This is a genomic window from Streptomyces sp. NPDC053076 (assembly GCF_044546845.1).
Classification (GTDB): Bacteria; Actinomycetota; Actinomycetes; order Streptomycetales; family Streptomycetaceae; genus Streptomyces.
This window is the reverse complement of the sequence record NZ_JBITZL010000005.1, coordinates 468,823-484,614: the sequence shown is the minus strand read 5'-3', so window position 1 is coordinate 484,614 and position 15,792 is coordinate 468,823. Positions and strand designations below refer to the sequence as shown.

Sequence of the window (15,792 nt, the reverse complement as noted above, 5' to 3'; positions counted from 1 at the left end):
TGTGTCCGGTTCGAAAGGGGGGTTCTCGTCTTCGGCACGGCAGACCGGCCCACGGACCGAGGTCCGTGGAGATCTCCGTTTCCGCTGACGAGCTGGCAAAGCTGGCCGGGTTGCCGGGAAAAGACGGCAGCCGGCCGCGCGGCACGGCTCGGTCACAGTTGCGGTCACCGAGCACGGCACCCCCCTACCGCGCCCCGCCCCGGAAACGCCACGGCTCCTGAACCCCTCCCTGGAGCCTGGTGCGACGCACCGGTGCGGGTGAGATGTAGACGGTATTGACGGTTGCACCTTAAGGGCAAGACCGGGAAGTCTGCCTTACTTTTCCAGTTGTTTGACCATTGCACAACCTTGCCCCGTCTTGTTCAGTCTTGTGTGCGATTTCCGGATTTTCGTGTCCGGAAGAGGGTCGACAGCAGGATCAGCAGGCTCAGTACGGCCACCGCGACCACCCCGCCCCGGGCCGACCAGCGGTGCACCGCCAACATGCCCTGGGCGATCAGCATGTCGGCGACGATCGCGCCGGCCAGAGCGGTGACCGCCCGGCCCAGAGGATCCAGCCCGCGCAGCGCCGTGGCGATCGCCACGGCCGGCGCCGCGAGCAGGAACAGCAGCGCGCAGGGAGCGCGCAGGGGTGAGTCGGAGTCGATGAACGCGAGCGACGCGCCGGCCGCCGAGACGGCGGTCGCGGCTCCGGCGAGCAGCGGTGACAGGCCCCTCCCCGGCCCTGGCCGCGTCCCGTCGGCGTCCGCCTCGGCGTCGTCCGGTGAAGGTGTCTTGCTACCTATGGTCTGCATTGGCGACTTTGCCCCCCGACGCGCCGGATGCCGGGCTTCAATGTGGCGCAGCCACCGGCAGGCCGTCAAGACGACGTCCTCCCGGGCACAGGTGTTCCCCCGCGGCCGCCAGGCGGCCGTACGGGGCGGGTGAGGTGACGGGTGGTCAACGGATGCGACGTGCACGCGCAATAGATGAGCCGTGAACGTCTTGAGTTGATCCTGTTGAGAGAGAAAAAGTCTTGGCATGGACACTTCCCGTCAACACGCGTAGTTGATACGAAAGTCAAGGCAGAGATCCTGCTAAAGGGAGGTTCCATGAGACGTTCCCGACTTACCGGATTCGTGACCTCGCTCCTCCTCGCCGCCGGCCTCGGACTCACCGGGGCCGCTTCGGCGCACGCGTCCTCGACCGCCGCGGCCGGCGGTTACGTAGCTCTCGGCGACTCCTACTCCTCCGGAGTGGGCTCCGGCAGCTACATCAGCTCAAGCGGCAGCTGCAACCGGAGCACGAAGGCGTACCCCTACCTGTGGAACGCCGCCCACAGCCCCTCCTCGTTCGCCTTCAACGCCTGCTCGGGCGCGACGACGGACGACGTGCTCTCGGGTCAGCTCGGCTCGCTGAACTCCTCCACCTCACTGGTGTCCATCAGCATCGGCGGCAACGACGCGGGCTTCTCCGACGTCATGACGACCTGTGTGCTCCAGTCCGACAGCTCCTGCATCTCCAAGATCGACACCGCCAGGGCGTACGTCGCCAACACGCTTCCCGGCAAGCTGGACACCGTCTACAACGCGATCAGCGCCAAAGCACCGTCCGCCCGGGTGGTCGTCATCGGCTACCCCCGCTTCTACCTGCTCGGCCAGTCGTGCCTCGGCCTCTCGGAGACCAAGCGGTCCGCGATCAACGACGCCGCCGACCTCATCGACGCCGCCATCAAGGCCCGCGCCACCGCCCACAACTTCGTCTTCGGCGACGTCCGCACCACGTTCGCCGGCCACGAGATCTGCTCCAGCAACTCCTGGCTGCACAGCGTCAACTGGCTCAACATCGGCGAGTCCTACCACCCGACCGCGTCCGGTCAGTCCGGTGGCTACCTGCCGGTGTTCACGAACGCGGCATGACCCGTACGGGCCCGCTCTTCCAGGTGAACCTTCCGGGCTGTCTCCCGGGCCGTTCCCCCCGGTGGTTCCTCAGGGCGAGCCCGACGGTGAGGCGGAGGCTCCGTCCGTCGGGGTCTCCGCCGCCGTCGTACAGGTCACCGAGAACGGCACCGAGTCCGACGTGGCCCGTACCGGACCGCGCACCTCCACGCTGATCTCGTTCTCGATCGTCCCGCCCGTGGCGTACGTCGTCACCGTCACCTGCTGTCGACGGGTGCGCGGGCCCTCCGCCGGGAACGGCAGCGTCTTCCAGCCGGGGTCCGACACCGATCCGTGCCCGAGCACCCACCGGTACTCGACCTGCGCGGGCAACCGCCCCACCGTGAACTGCGCCGTGAACGCCGGTGCCTGCGCGGCCGGCGGCGGACAGCTCCCGGAGTACTCCGTGTGCGCCCCCGTCAGCGTCACACGCACCGACTGGACCGGCTGTCCGCTCCCCGAGGCGCCGCTGTGCGTGGGGGACTGCGCCGCGGTGTCCGAGTCCGTCTCCGTACTGCCGCTGCCGCTGCCGCTGCCGCTGCCGCCGCTGCCGCCGCTCGGCGTCGGGGAGTGCGCCCCGCCGCCGGCCCGTCCGGTGCTCGCGGTGTCGTCCCCCCGCTTGGTGCCGTCGTCGCGGTTCAGCAACGCGTACGTCAGTCCCGCCAGGGCCAGCACAACGGCCAGCACACCCGCGACCAGCACGATGCCGGCGCGGCGGTGGCGCTCGGGCCGCCGGTCCGGCTCGACGGCCGTGGCGCCGGGGTTCGCATACCCGCCGGGCAGGGGCGCCGGCGGGGTGCGGGACGGCTCCGAAGCCCAGGACATCGTCGTCGGCACGTACGGCGACACCGGTGCCGCCGTGTCCGGCCGGGCCGCCCCGCCCGCCGCGACCAGCCGCAGCTCCCGTTCCACCCGCTCCGCCGCCGGCCGCTCGGCGGGGTCCTTGCGCAGCAGTTCCCTGATGACGGCAGCGAGCGGCCCCGCCCGGCGCGGCGGTGGCAACTCCTCGTCCACCACGGCCCGCAGCGTGCTGAGCGGTGTGTCCTGCCGGAACGGGGAGATGCCCTCGACGGACGCGTACAGCAGCACCCCGAGCGACCACAGGTCCGACTCGGGGCCCGGCGTCCGGCCCAACGCCCGCTCCGGCGCCAGGAACTCGGGTGAGCCGACCATCTCGCCGGTCATGGTCAGCGCCGAACTGCCCTCCACGGTGGCGATCCCGAAATCGGTGAGGACCACCCGGCCGTCATCGGCCAGCAGCACGTTCGCCGGCTTCACGTCCCGGTGCAGCACCCCCACGGAGTGGGCGGCGCGCAGCGCGGACAGCACCTCGGCGCCGACGCGCGCGGCGTGCGCCGGCGGCAGGGGCCCCTCCGCCTCCAGCCGGTCGGCGAGGGACAGCCCGCGCACCAGCTCCATCACGATCCATGGCCGTCCGCCCTCCATCGCGACGTCGTACACCGTGACCACGTTGCGGTTCGCGACCCGGGCCGCCGCCCATGCCTCGCGCTCCAGGCGCGCGTACATCCGCTCGATCTCGGGGCCGGGCAGCCCCGCCGGAGCCCGCACTTCCTTGACGGCCACCTCGCGGTGCAGCACCTCGTCCAGGGCGCGCCACACAGTCCCCATGCCGCCCTCGCCCAGCGGGGACAGCAGACGGTAGCGGCCCGCGATCACACGTTCACGGCCCGGCTCTTCGGACACGGGCGCCCCCCACGGCATCTCGCGCGAATTCTCCACAAAAGTAGCTCAGCCGAGCGCGGATGCGGCCCCCTTGAGCACCAATCCCGTGCCCAGCGCCAGCACGACCAGCGCCGACACGAGCGGCAGGGTCCGGCGCACCAGGGCGGTCAGCGGGTGGCCGGTCCAGCGCGGGCGCCGTTCCAGCATCCGCGCCGCCCCCGCGCCCAGCCGGACGACGGCGAAACCGGCGGCGGTGAGGGTCAGCGCGAGACCCGCCCCGTACGCCACGACGAGCAGCAGCCCGAACCACGCCTTGCCCAGCGCCGCGGCACCGACCAGCACGACGACGGCGGAGGGGCTGGGCACCAGGCCGCCGGCGAACCCGAGCAGGATCGTGCCGCGGAGGGTCGGGGCGGTGGGGTGGGTGTGGGTGTGACCGCCGTGCGTATGGGTGTGGCCGCCGTGAGTGTGGGTGTGGCCGCCGTGGGCGTGCTCCCTATGGCTGCGCTCCCCATGCGTGTGGCTGTGGCCGTCGTGGGTGTGGGTGTGGCCCCCGTGGGTGTGGCCCCCGTGGATGTGGCCCCCATGGGTGTGGTCCCCATCGTTGTGGTGGTGGTGGTGGGTGGTGCCGTGGCCGGCGCCCACCGTCGCCAATTGCCTCGGCACGACCTCTGCCGAGGGCGCGACCGCCGTGTGCGCGCGGCTGGGCCAAGCGCGGCGTACGAGCGTCACGCCGGCTGCCAGCACCAGGGCGCCGCCGGCGATGCCCAGCCAGGAGATCACCGTGGGCGTGGCGGCGGAGCCGGCCGTGACGAGGAGGCCCAGGGCGACCACACCCAGGGTGTGGGTCACGGTGACCGAGGCGGCCAGCGGCAGCACGTCCCGCGGCCGGGCCCGGCCCCCGCGCGCCGCCGCCGTGGCGGCCATCAGCGTCTTGCCGTGGCCCGGTGCGAGGGCGTGCATCGCGCCCAGCACGAGGGCGATGAGCAGGGCCAGCGCGGCGAAGCCGACGGTGAGGTCCTGCCGGGCCACGAGGTCGTCCAGGGCCTGGGTCCAGCGGTCGGCACCCCGGGGGAGCACGCCGGCGGCCGGCGCCTCCTGCCGCTCCGCGTCCGCCGTGAGCGCAGGCCCGCCGGGCCGCACCCGCAGGGACGCCGTGCCGGTGTCGGCGGGGGAGGACAGCAAGTCCTTGGGATAGACGGTCAGTTCCCGGGAGACCGACGCCCTCGGTACGTCCGTCGCGGTGAGCGTCATCCGGTCACCCCGCGCCGTGATCTCCCGCCACCCCGGCCCGCCGGCGGCCCCGGCGCTGTGGAAGCCGAGGGTGACGGTGGCACCGCGGGGGAGCGGCGCGGTCAGCCGGCACTCCACGCGCAGGGTGTCGAGACCGGCCTGACCGGGGCGCAGCCGCGCGCTGCTGCGGGCGGCCGTCAGGGTGGTCGTACGCCCGTTCACACTGAGCCCGCTGCCGACGGCGGCCCGTGCGCACCGCTGCCGGGCCCACGCGTTCAGCCCCAGCCGCTCGACCTCGGGCTTCGCCTGCGTCGCCGGGATCTCGGCGAGGTCCTCCACGTGGTCCACGCGGAGCTGTCCGGGGGCGGCGACCAGGCCGTCGTAGCGGTTCACGGTGAAGTTGCCCAGGGGGTGCGCGCTCGCGGTGCCGGCCGGGAGGAGCGCCAGGGCGGACACGGCGAGGAGGACGCAGAGCAGACGCGGCTTCACGCGGATCCCTCCAGTGCCTCACGGGCCCGTGCGGCGCCCAGCGGGGAGAAACCGGGGTTCAGCCTCAGCGCGGAGGCGAGCGAGGCGCGGCCGGCCGCCCGGTGGCCCGTGGCCAGTTCGATCACGCCCCGGTGGTAGCGGAAGGCGGCGTTGCGGTAACCGGTGGCCGTGGCCCGGCGCGCATAGGGGAGGGCTTCCTCGTCATGGCCGTTGACGTGCAGGGCCCAGGCGAGGGCGTCCGCGGTGTGCACCGTGTGCCGCCGGGCCCACTCGGCACGGGCCGCGCGCAGGGCGGCCGGCCTGTCGCCGTGGTCGGCGGCGGCCAGCGCGGTGTCCAGGTCGGCATCGACGCCGTTGGCGCGGGCCAGCGCGGTCCAGGCGTCGACCAGGGCGTACTGCCGCCGGGCCCGTGCGCGGTCGCCGGCCGCTCCCCGCGCCTCGTACAGCTCGCCCAGCTCGACCAGCGGACCGGGCAGCGGTGCGCGGGCCACCACCGCCTCCATGTCCTTGATCGCCGCGGCCCGGTCACCGCCGGCCGCCCGGGCGCGGGCGCGGCCCTCCAGCGCGGGGAGGTAGCCGTCGTCGGCGGCCAGGGCACGGGCGTAGTAGGCGAGTGCGGTCTTGTGGTCGCCCTGGTTCCAGGCGAGTTGGCCGAGCTGTGCGGCCACGTACGCCGTGTCGCCCGGTGAGGTGGCGGCGGCCAGCGCCTGTTCGAGGACGCGGCGTGCCGTGGTCACGTCGCCGGCCAGCTCGTGCACATAGGCGTACCGGGTGAACACCGGCACGCCCGGCCTGCGCGCGTCGGCGGTCTTCGCGGCCCTCGACGCGTCGGCGTACCGGCCGAGTTCGACCAGGGCGTCGATCCGGGAGGACAGCGCGCGCTCGCTGTACGGGTTCCGCCGCAGGGCCGCGTCCGCGAAGGTCAGGGCGTTGCTGAAGTCGTGCCGGGCGGCTGCGAGGGCGGCGCGGCCGGCCAGGGCCTGGTCGTTGTCCGGCGCCAGCGACAGGGACCGTCGCAGCGCCTGCTCCGCCTGTGGGTAGCGGGCCGGGTCGCCCTTGGTGCGCGCCTGCTCGACGTAGGCCAGGCCGAGGGTGGCCCAGCCGCCGGCGTCCTTCGGCTGGGAGCGCAGATGGGCCTGGAGCGCGGTGATGCTCGCGTCCAGGTTCGCGCCGCCCAGCACACCGGGGTCGACCGCGCCGGCGGCCACCGGCTGGGACGCCGGCCCCCGGTCGGCCCCGAGCGCGATGGCACCACCGGTCATGGCGACCGCCAACAGGGCCGCGCCGACGGCCAGTTGCGCGGCTCGTCGGCGGCGCCCGACGGCACCGACCCGACGGACGGCGGCGACGCGCTCGTCGCCCCCGGCCCGGTCCCCTTCCTCGGCGGCAGGCTCGCCCCCGGCCCCGCCCCCTTCCTCGGCGGCAGGCTCGCCCCCGGGCATGTCCCCTTCGCCGGCGGCAGGCTCGCCCCCGTCACCGGTCTCGTGCTCTCGGGCGCCTTCGCTCTCGTCGGCGGTGGTGTGTTCGCGGGCGCCTTCGCTCTCGTCACCGGTCTGGTGCTCTCGGGCGCCTTCGCTCCCGTCGGCGGTGGTGTGTTCGCGGGCACCCTCGCTCCCGTAGCCGGTCGCGTGCTCACGGGGATCCTTGCTCTCGTCGTGGCCCGGGCGCGTGCCAGCGGTTTCCGGGTGCGGAGTCGAAGGCGGCTGGGGAAGGCCGTCCCCGGTCGTGCGTGCCGTCTGTCCGTCCTGCTCGTCGTTCTGCCCGCGCGGGCCCATGCCTTCTCCTCCGTCGGTCGGGTGAAGGCGCGGCCCGTCGTGGGGGCGGGGGGAAGCGGGCCGCGCCGGTCTCGGTGGGTGCGGGGGTCAGTACGCGCGCTGCATGCGCCGGCGCCACCACGCGAAGGCGGTGCCGATGAGCAGGATCCCGGCCGCACCGGAGGCCGCGGAGGCGGCGATCAGCATGGTGTTGCCGGAGCCACCGGCGGACGACCCGGCCGGCTGGAGGGCGTCCCCGAGCTGGCTGCGCACGTCCGTGCCCGCAGTCGTGCCCTTGGCGAGCCGGCCGCGCGAACCGGCCGTGGGCTCGGCGACGTATGGGAAGTACTTCTCGAACTTCTTGTCGTTCTTGTCCACGGCGTCACCCAAGTCGTTCTTGGACCCCACCAGTTCGCCCTCCACGACCTGGAGCGCCTCGTCGATCACGTCATCGGTGAGCCGACGGCCGTTCGGGAAGCCCGCGTTGTCGCCGTCCAGCACACCCAGCCGCTTGGGATGCATGCTCGGCTTGACCGAGGTGTTCAGCCGCAGCTGCTCCGAAGCCTTGACGTTCGGCGGCTGGTTGAGGCCCTTGACGCCCTTGAGGAACACGTCGACCAGGTCGTTGCGCGGCTCGGCGGGTGCCTTGATCTTGTAGATGGACTCGATGAGCTTCGGCAGCTCGGGGTTGGTGACGTTCTTCAGGAACTGCGCGTCGTACGCGGGCTCCGAGGCGTTGAACCTGTCCTTGTCCTTCTGCGGGTTGACGACCTCGTTGACCAGCGGATTGCCCAGTCGCGAGACCTGGCTGTAGTAGCCCTGCGCGTTACGGCGCTGGGTGGTCGACCAGATGCCGACGATCGGCTGGTGGGCGGACTCCCGGATCAGGTCGTTCGGCACCTGGAGGGCGATGGTGTTGACGTTGTAGCCCTTGAGGGTGTCCCGGCCGACCTCGCTGAGGTTCCCGCCGTACAGCAGGTCGAAGACCCGCAGGTCCAGGAAGAACGGGTCGTCCGCCTGTCCGGCGAAGGTCGTCGTGCCTCCCGCCGTCTTGTAGACGGCCTGCGAGCGGAGCTTGCCGTAGTCCGGCATGGACGCCTTGCCGACGTCGGACGGCGCGGCCGGCACGTCGTCGGCGAGCTTCGTCCTCGACATCTCGTGCCCGTTCTTCAGGTGGATGAGGTCGAGGTCGTAGGTCTGCGTGATGTTGAGGTCGGGGTCGGCGAGGTTGGTGACCGGACCCGTGTTGTAGAGGAAGGTGTCACCGTTCTTGGTGTGGGTCTTGAAGGTGTAGCGGAACACCAACTCGCCCTGCGCGTCACCGTTGTTGTCGATGTGCAGGTCGTACTGGGCGTCGTCGGCGAACGTGTAGAAGTTCGGACCGCCGGCCGGCTCCTCGAAGGGGATCCAGTTCGCCACGATCGTCGTCGTGTCGGGCTTGTCCGGACTGACGAACGCGTACAGGTCGGTGTTGTCGTACTGCGGGGTGCCCGAGATCAGCGGGGCCTCGCGGTGGGAGGAGGCGGAGGCCGCCCCGGGTGCCAGCGTGGCGACGCCGGCGGCCGTGAGCCCTCCGGCGGCCAGCGCGCCGCAGATGAGCGTGACCAGGCCCGCACGTCCCGTGCCGCTCCTGGAGAAAACAGGTGTCATGCCGTCCGTCCTCAGTGCCGACTTGCCTTTGACGGACGGGTATACGGAGCGGGGCCGCCGATCGGTTTGGTCCGCGGAGAAAAACTTTTTCCCTGTCCCGGACCCGCGTTTTCGGCCCGCAGATCCGTATCACCTCGGGGAGGTGTGTGCGGTGCGGATGCGCGGTACGCGGGGAAGAGCCGGCTGCGGCCACCGAGAGGGGGCCGGCAGACAGGCGGATGAACTGCTGGTCCTCGTGGCGGACGGCGACCAGAGGGCGTTCGAGGAACTGTACGGACTGGTGTCCGGGCCCGTGTTCGGGCTGGTACGCCGGGTGGTGCGCGACCCCGCCCAGTCCGAGGAGGTCGCCCAGGAGGTGCTGCTGGAACTGTGGCGCTCCGCCGCCCGGTTCGATCCCGGCCGGGGCAGCGCCCTGTCCTGGATCCTCACCCTCGCCCACCGCCGCGCCGTCGACCGGGTGCGCAGCGCCCGCGCGGCCGGGGAACGCGAGCAGCGCGAGGCCCTGCGCGCCGGGGAACCCGCGTTCGACCAGGTGGCCGAGGAGGTCGAGGCCGGTCTGGAACGCGAGTGGGTGCGCCGGTGTCTGAACCGGCTCACCGCCCTGCAACGCCAGTCGGTGACCCTCGCCTACTACGACGGTTACACCTACCGTGAGGTGGCCGAACGGCTCTCGCTGCCGCTCGGTACGGTCAAGACGCGAATGCGCGACGGACTCACCCGGCTGCGCCAGTGCCTGGGAGGCGCCGCATGAGCATCCTCGGCCGGCTGCTGCGCCGGGAGGATCCGCACTCCCTCGCCGCGCCCTACGCGCTCGACGCCCTCGAACCGGACGAGCGGCGCCGCTTCGAGAAGCACCTGGCGCGCTGCGACCGCTGTGCCGCCGAGATACGGGACCTGGCCGAGGACGCGGTCCGCCTCGCCTGGTCCGCCGCCGCCCCCGCGCCCGCCGCCCTGCGCGACCGGGTGCTGGCCGCCGTACGCGCCACCCCGCAGGAGCGGGCGCCGGCCGGGAACCGCGCCACCCCGCAGGAGCAGGCGCCGGCCCGGCGGGGCGCGCGCCGGCTGCCGCCGCATGTCTGGGGCACCCAGCCCCCGCCGGGACGCGTGCGTACGCCCCGGGGGCGCCCCCGTTTCGCCCCGTTCGCCACGGCCACCGCCGCCGCGGCCCTCGTCGTCGCCTCCCTCTTCGCGGTCCAGGCGCACCGCACCGAGGACCGGCTCACCGCCGAGCAGGCCCGGGCACGTGAGATCGCCCACGTTCTGGCCGCTCCCGACGCCCGCACGGCGAGCAGCGAGGACGGAGGCGGCCGGAGTATCGGAGTGATCGCTTCCGCCTCCGCGCACGAGGCAGTCGTCACCCTCAGCGGATACGGCACCCCGCCCGGCGGGCACGTACACCAGCTCTGGCTCATGCGCCCCCGTGCACAACCGCGTTCCCTGGGCCTGCTCGCGGGCGACACGCCCTTGGTGGCGAAGGGTCTCGACACCTCCTCGACGTCACTCGCCGTAACCGTCGAGCCGGACGGCGGCTCAGCACAACCGACCAGCCAGCCGCTTGTCCAACTCACCCTGAAATCGGTTGGATTCGGAGAGTAGTCGTAAGGGGATGGTCAACACCCTTACGGGGAAGGTGAATCCTGTGGCCGAGATACACGCGTGCCCCCATGGGGCGATAGGGTTACCCTGCCCGGGCCGGGTGACTCGTACGGGTGGGGAGTGACATGGAACAGATAACAGTGCGCAGCAGGGCCAGGGTCCCTGCGATCACCTGCGGAAGCAGCGCGACCAGTTCGCGTCTCGACCGCCATCTGTCGGTGCTGGCGGGTCCCGCCATACCGCAGCGGGAGACGATCGAGGCGACCTCGCTGATGCGCGAGCTGACAGCGCGTGACTCCGTGCACGAGCGCAGCGACCGGGGCAGGCGGGTCAGCCGCGTCTCCCTCTTCGCGCCGCTGCGCAGGCTGCGCCGTTCACTGTTCGGCGATCACTGACCGGCTGCCGAACAGGGTCACCGACCGGTCACCCCGCGCGGGGATGCCCGCGCTCAGGCTGCCACACCGTCCCGGCGTAGCGCTGCGATCTCGTCGTCTGTCATTCCCACGGCACGCAGCAGCGCTCCGGTGTGCTGTCCGAGCGCGGGCACGTCACCCATCCGTGCCTCGCCCCCGCCCGGCAGTGTGATGGGGGGCAGCAGCGCCTTCAGCGGTCCGGCCGGCGATCCCACCTGGCGCCATCGCCCCCGGGCCGCCAGCTGCGGATGCTCCGCCAGCTCGTGCAGATCCCGCAGCCGGGCACAGGCGATCCCGGCCCGCTCCAGCCGGGCCAGCGCCTCCGTGGTGCCCAGGACTCGCAGCGCCTCCGCCACCAGGGCGTCGGTCCGCTCCCGGTGCGCCACTCGCGCGGCATTGGTCGCGTAGGCGGGGTCCGTGGCCAACGAGGGGCGGCCTATGACCTGTTCGGCCAGCCGCCGCCACTCCCGGTCGTTCTGCACGGACAGCAGCACCCGCCCGCCGTCCGCCGTCGGATAGGCGTCGTACGGGGCGATGACGGCGTGCGCGAGACCGGTCCGGGCCGGCGGCTCGCCTCCGTGCATCGCATGGTGCAGCGGATGGCCCAGCCACTCGGCGAGCGCCTCCAGCATGGACACCTCCACCGGCCCGCCCCGCCCGGTCGTCCCGCGCCGCACCAGCGCGGCCAGCACACCGGAGAACGCGTACATGGCCGCCGCGATGTCCGCCGCCGGGATGCCCGCCTTCACCGGCTGCTCCGGGGTCCCGGTCACCGACACCAGCCCCGCCTCGCACTGCACGAGCATGTCGTACGCCCGTTTGTCCGCGTACGGTCCCGAGCCGCCGTAGCCCGAGATGTCCACGGCGATCAGCCGCGGGTGCGTGGCGCACAGCGTGGCCGCGTCCAGGCCGAGCCGGGCCGCCGCCCCGTGCGCGAGGTTCTGCACGAACACGTCCGCGTCCGCGACCAGCCGCCGCACGACGTCCAGCCCGCGCGGGTCCTTCAGGTCCAGAGCGAGGGACTCCTTGCCACGGTTGCACCACACGAAGTGCGAGGCGAGACCGCGGGCCGCGGTGTCGTATCCGCGTGCGAAGTCGCCGCCGTCGACCCGCTCCACCTTGATGACCCGAGCGCCCAGGTCGGCGAGCTGCCGGGTCGCGAAGGGCGCGGACACGGCCTGTTCGACGGCGACGACGGTGATGCCCTCCAGGGGCAGGGGCTGCTGACGCACGGGCTGATCCATCGGCTGATCCATGACCGGATCATGGCCCCTGAGCGGCGGTTCTGTCAGCAGTGCGCCGGCGGTGCCGGCTCACTCGGCCCGCGCGTACCCACGCACCGCGAGCGGCAGGAACACGGCGGTCAGGACGAGACACCAGCCGAGCGCCCCGGCGACCGGGTGGGCCACCGGCCAGGCGGCGCCCGCCGGGACGGGCGCGTTGCCGAACAGGTCCCGCAGGGCGGTGGTCACCGCGCTGATCGGATTCCACTCGGCGAGCGTGCGCAGCCAGCCCGGCAGACCGTCCGTCGGGATGTAGGCGTTCGACAGCAGCGGCAGCACGAAGGAGGAGGCGCCGAGCTGTCCGGCGGCCTCCTCGCTGCGGGTCAGCAGACCCAGGAAGACGCCGGCGCAGGTGCAGGCGAACCGGAAGAGCAGCAGCAGCCCCACGGCACCGGCCGCCGCGGCCGGGGACCCCTCGATCCGCCAGCCCACCGCGAGCCCGGCCAGCAGCAGCGGCACGGTCCCGACGGCCGTCACGACGAGATCCGCGACGGCCTGGCCGAGCGGTACGGCGGCCCGGCTCACCGGCATGGTGCGCAACCGGTCCGTCACACCCCGGTGGGTGTCCTGGGCGGCCTGGAACATGCCGGTCATCAGCCCGCCGGCCGCGGTCGCGACGAGCAGCCCGGGCACGAGGAAGGAACGGTATTCGCGGCCGGGCATCGCCAGGGCGCTGCCGAACACGTAGCCGAAGAACAGCAGCATGTTGACCGGCATCATCTGGGTGAGGATCGCCAGCCCCGGATTGTTGCGGACCCGCCGCAGCTGGCGGCCCGTCATCGCCAGTCCGTCGTACGCCAGCGCGCTCATGCCACACGCTCCTTGCTGCCGGTGGTCTCCCCGGTGAGCCGCAGGAAGACGTCGTCGAGGGTGGGCGGCCGGATGCCCGCGTCCAGCAAGGGCACGCCGGACGCGTCGAGTTCGCGCACCAGGCGGGGCAGGGTCAGGGTCGGATCGGTGGTGACCGCGCCGACGGCGTTCCGCTCGCGGTCGAACACCGGCTCCCGGCCGGTCAGGCGGTCGAGCACGGCGGCCGCCCGCGGCAGCGCGCCGGCGTCCGCGACGACCGCCTCCACATGCGACCCGACGAGCGCCTTCAGTTCGGCGGGCGAGCCGGTGCGGGCGACCCGGCCCCGGTCCACCAGGGCTATGCCGTCGGCGAGTCGGTCGGCCTCCTCCAGGTACTGGGTGGTCAGCAGCACGGTGGTGCCGTCCGTCTTCAGCTCGCGCACCGCCTGCCAGATGCGGGCGCGGCTGGCCGGGTCGAGTCCGGTGGTCGGCTCGTCCAGGAAGAGCACGTCGGGGCGGCGGACCAGGCTCGCGGCGAGGTCCAGGCGGCGCCGCATGCCGCCCGAGTACGTCGACGCCCTCCGGTTCGCGGCCTCGGTCAGACCGAAGCGTTCCAGCAGTTCCTCGGCGCGGCCGGCCGGGCCGCGTACCCGGTGCAGCCGGGCGAACAGGCGCAGGTTCTCCCGGCCGGTGAGGTCCCCGTCGACCGAGGCGTACTGCCCGGTGACCCCGATCCGGCGGCGCACGGCCGCCGCCTCCCGGACGAGATCGTGCCCGGCGACCCGGGCCGACCCGCCGTCCGGGCGCAGCAGCGTGGTCAGCAGCCGCACCGCCGTCGTCTTTCCCGCCCCGTTGGGCCCCAGCAGCCCGCAGACCGTGCCCTCGGCGACGGCCAGGTCCAGCCCGCGCAGGGCGTGCACGGCACCGAAGCGCTTCTCCAGACCCTCACTAAGTACGGCGTACGTAGTAGTCATGCGGGCACCATAGCGCACTACGTACGCTGTACGTAACTAGGATGGTGACCGAGGTGATGACCGATGGCAGATCGAGGGGCCGTCCCCGAGGTGATCTGGGCGCGCCCCGAGCGCACCGGCCGGGGCCCGAAGCCGGCGTACACCCGCGACGACATCGCCGCCGCGGCCGTGCGGATCGCCGACGCGCGGGGGCTCGACGCGGTGTCGATGCGGCACGTCGCGGCCGAGCTGGGCTGCGGCACCATGTCGCTGTACAACTACGTCCCCCGCAAGGAGGACCTGTACGAGCTGATGGTGGACGCGGTCAGCGCGGAGCACGAACTGTGGGAGCCGAGCGGCGACTGGCGGGCCGATCTGCGCCGGGTGGCGTACCAGACCCGCGCGCTGATGGGGCGCCACCCGTGGGTGCCGCGCCTGATGTCCCCGGTCTACGGCTTCAGCCCGCACGCCCTGCGCTTCCTGGAACACTGCCTGGCCTGCCTGGATCCGCTGGGGGGCGCGTACGGCACGAAGTTCGAGCTGATCGCCATGCTGAACGGCGTCGTGACGACGTACGTCCGCAACGAACTCGACACCGCCGAGCGGGCCCGTACCCTGCCCTGGTCGGAGGAGGACGAGAACGCGGTACGCATCGCCTATCTGGGCGGCCGGCTCGCCTCCGGCGCGTACCCGCGGATGGCGGCGGCGTTCCGGGAGGATGCCGGGCCGATCGATCTGGAGGCGGTGTTCGAGCGGGCGGTGGAGCGGGTCCTCGACGCGTTCGCGCCGCGCTAGCCGGGCAGGTGCGGCGGGCCGGGTGACCGCGGCCGTCGGCGGACGACAGGCCCTAGAGCAGGGCGAACTGCCCGTCCGGGCCCTCCTCGTGATGGTCCAGGACCGAGGCGGGACGGCGGGACGACTCCGCTACCGGCAGGACGCCCGCCTGCCGCAGGTCGGCCGCCGTGACCGACGACGTCACCGTCAAGTCGGCCCGGGCCGACCGCAGTTCCGCCAGCAGGGTCAGGACCGTGATGAGTTCCAGCAGTTCCGACGTCCAGCTCTGCGGCCAGGTCAGCGGGCGGATGGCGGCGAGCGTGCCCAGTTCGGCCGGCCCGGTGCGGGCCGCGAACCAGGACTCCAGCACCCGGGCTCCGGCCACCTGGTAGTCCCACGCCTCGGGCGGGACGGGGGAGACACGGCCCTCTTCCAGGTGCAGGGTCTCCTCGTCCCGGTCGTAGCGCAGGCCGAGAGGACGGCTCGGCAGGGGTGCGCGGACGTACGGCCGGCGACCGCCCGGCAGCCTGGGGCGTTCGCCGTCGCGAAGCATCAGCCACCGTGCCCGGCGGCCCAGCTCCACGCCGGACGCCCACAGTCTGGGGTCGTCGGTGAGCGGGACGGTGAGGTCCGGGCGTGCCGTCGCCAGGATCCAGGCCAGCACGTCCGGAGCCGTGGGGCGCACGCCCAGGCGGGCCGACAGATGGTCGAGCAGGCCCGGGGCGAGGTTCGGTTCCCTGCCGCCGGGGCGGCGGTGGAGCGGGCGGACGCGGCCGGTGCGCAGGGTGGGCAGGAGCGCGGTCGCCAGCAGCGGGAGGTCGGCGTCCCCCGTCTCGACCGTGAAGACCTGACGGGCGTCCGCCACCCGCCACAGCTCCGGCCGGGCCGTGTCGATCAGCCGGTGGTCCGGGATCAGCCACTGCTCGTCGAACGGGGCGGCCAGCACCCGGACCGGCTCGGCGCAGGGCCCCTCGGCGCGTGCGAGCCGCCGCGTACCGGTGGACTGGCCGGGCAGCTGGCCCACCGCGGACTGGAGCGTGCGGGCGCGGGTCGGCTCGAACAGGGCCTCCCGATCCGGGCCTTCGGCCTTCAGCAGGGCGTCCCAGCGAGCCTTCGGCGAGGCCGGATCGGGTGCCGCCGGCCAGGCGCGGCCCAGCCGCAGAGGGGCGACGGACCACGGCATGAGGTCCGCCAGCGGCGGAGCGTCGTCGTGCGTCACGCTCGGCATGGTACGGCAGCGCTCTCCACGAGGCGCCGCA

The 15,792-nt window shown here is 73.2% G+C and carries 14 protein-coding genes; 5 read left to right on the top strand and 9 right to left on the bottom strand.

The window, feature by feature from the left end; translation table 11 throughout:
• Positions 1-362: 362 nt before the first annotated feature.
• A complete protein-coding gene (locus tag ACIGYR_RS23535; RefSeq protein ID WP_399601201.1) occupies positions 363-794 on the bottom strand; it encodes a hypothetical protein in 432 nt (143 codons plus the stop codon).
• A 297-nt stretch (positions 795-1,091) separates the two neighbouring features.
• Here ACIGYR_RS23535 and ACIGYR_RS23530 point away from each other — a divergent pair, with 297 nt between their 5' ends.
• The gene (locus ACIGYR_RS23530) at positions 1,092-1,898 is read left to right on the top strand and encodes an SGNH/GDSL hydrolase family protein (protein WP_399601198.1); all 807 of its coding nucleotides are present in this window, start codon (positions 1,092-1,094) and stop codon (positions 1,896-1,898) included.
• 69 nt (positions 1,899-1,967) lie between these two features.
• Here ACIGYR_RS23530 and ACIGYR_RS23525 read toward each other — a convergent pair whose 3' ends face one another.
• The 4 genes from ACIGYR_RS23525 to ACIGYR_RS23510 all read right to left on the bottom strand — a co-directional run bounded on the left by ACIGYR_RS23525 (position 1,968) and on the right by ACIGYR_RS23510 (position 8,725).
• Positions 1,968-3,620 carry a serine/threonine-protein kinase gene (locus ACIGYR_RS23525; RefSeq protein ID WP_399601196.1) on the bottom strand — a complete coding sequence of 551 codons (1,653 nt, stop codon included), beginning with the start codon at positions 3,618-3,620 and terminating at the stop codon, positions 1,968-1,970.
• A 45-nt stretch (positions 3,621-3,665) separates the two neighbouring features.
• Positions 3,666-5,321, bottom strand: a complete 1,656-nt coding sequence (locus ACIGYR_RS23520) for a nickel transporter (RefSeq protein ID WP_399601193.1) — start codon at positions 5,319-5,321, stop codon at positions 3,666-3,668.
• The gene (locus ACIGYR_RS23515; RefSeq protein WP_400014296.1) at positions 5,318-7,096 is read right to left on the bottom strand and encodes a hypothetical protein; all 1,779 of its coding nucleotides are present in this window, start codon (positions 7,094-7,096) and stop codon (positions 5,318-5,320) included. The genes ACIGYR_RS23520 and ACIGYR_RS23515 overlap by 4 nt, the downstream gene beginning before the upstream one ends.
• Positions 7,097-7,183: 87 nt before the next feature.
• Complete coding sequence (locus tag ACIGYR_RS23510) at positions 7,184-8,725, bottom strand: DUF4331 domain-containing protein (protein ID WP_399601187.1); 1,542 nt, start codon at positions 8,723-8,725, stop codon at positions 7,184-7,186.
• A 157-nt stretch (positions 8,726-8,882) separates the two neighbouring features.
• On the opposite strand from ACIGYR_RS23510, the gene ACIGYR_RS23505 reads away from it, so the two are divergent.
• The 3 genes from ACIGYR_RS23505 (at position 8,883) to ACIGYR_RS23495 (ending at position 10,716) form a co-directional block, all read left to right on the top strand.
• Positions 8,883-9,476: a sigma-70 family RNA polymerase sigma factor gene (locus ACIGYR_RS23505; protein WP_399601184.1), complete on the top strand. Its 594-nt coding sequence runs from the start codon at positions 8,883-8,885 to the stop codon at positions 9,474-9,476.
• Positions 9,473-10,321 (top strand): anti-sigma factor domain-containing protein, encoded by an 849-nt coding sequence (locus tag ACIGYR_RS23500; RefSeq protein WP_391844253.1) that lies wholly within the window; start codon positions 9,473-9,475, stop codon positions 10,319-10,321. The genes ACIGYR_RS23505 and ACIGYR_RS23500 overlap by 4 nt, the downstream gene beginning before the upstream one ends.
• Positions 10,322-10,446: 125 nt before the next feature.
• Positions 10,447-10,716 carry a hypothetical protein gene (locus ACIGYR_RS23495; protein ID WP_391844254.1) on the top strand — a complete coding sequence of 90 codons (270 nt, stop codon included), beginning with the start codon at positions 10,447-10,449 and terminating at the stop codon, positions 10,714-10,716.
• 53 nt (positions 10,717-10,769) lie between these two features.
• Here the strand turns inward: ACIGYR_RS23495 and ACIGYR_RS23490 are convergent, their stop codons facing one another.
• From ACIGYR_RS23490 to ACIGYR_RS23480, 3 genes are read right to left on the bottom strand one after another with little or no spacing between them, the layout of a single operon-like run.
• A complete protein-coding gene (locus ACIGYR_RS23490) occupies positions 10,770-11,990 on the bottom strand; it encodes a CaiB/BaiF CoA transferase family protein (protein ID WP_399601180.1) in 1,221 nt (406 codons plus the stop codon).
• A gap of 57 nt (positions 11,991-12,047) precedes the next feature.
• Positions 12,048-12,827, bottom strand: a complete 780-nt coding sequence (locus ACIGYR_RS23485; RefSeq protein WP_399601177.1) for an ABC transporter permease — start codon at positions 12,825-12,827, stop codon at positions 12,048-12,050.
• The gene (locus ACIGYR_RS23480; protein WP_399601174.1) at positions 12,824-13,780 is read right to left on the bottom strand and encodes an ATP-binding cassette domain-containing protein; all 957 of its coding nucleotides are present in this window, start codon (positions 13,778-13,780) and stop codon (positions 12,824-12,826) included. Before ACIGYR_RS23480 ends, ACIGYR_RS23485 begins: the two co-directional genes overlap by 4 nt.
• A gap of 63 nt (positions 13,781-13,843) precedes the next feature.
• Between ACIGYR_RS23480 and ACIGYR_RS23475 the strand changes: the two genes are divergently transcribed.
• On the top strand, positions 13,844-14,554 hold the full coding sequence (locus ACIGYR_RS23475) for a TetR/AcrR family transcriptional regulator (protein ID WP_391844262.1): 711 nt from the start codon (positions 13,844-13,846) through the stop codon (positions 14,552-14,554).
• A gap of 52 nt (positions 14,555-14,606) precedes the next feature.
• Here the strand turns inward: ACIGYR_RS23475 and ACIGYR_RS23470 are convergent, their stop codons facing one another.
• Positions 14,607-15,761, bottom strand: a complete 1,155-nt coding sequence (locus ACIGYR_RS23470) for a type ISP restriction/modification enzyme (protein ID WP_399601171.1) — start codon at positions 15,759-15,761, stop codon at positions 14,607-14,609.
• Between the last annotated feature and the right edge of the window lie 31 nt (positions 15,762-15,792).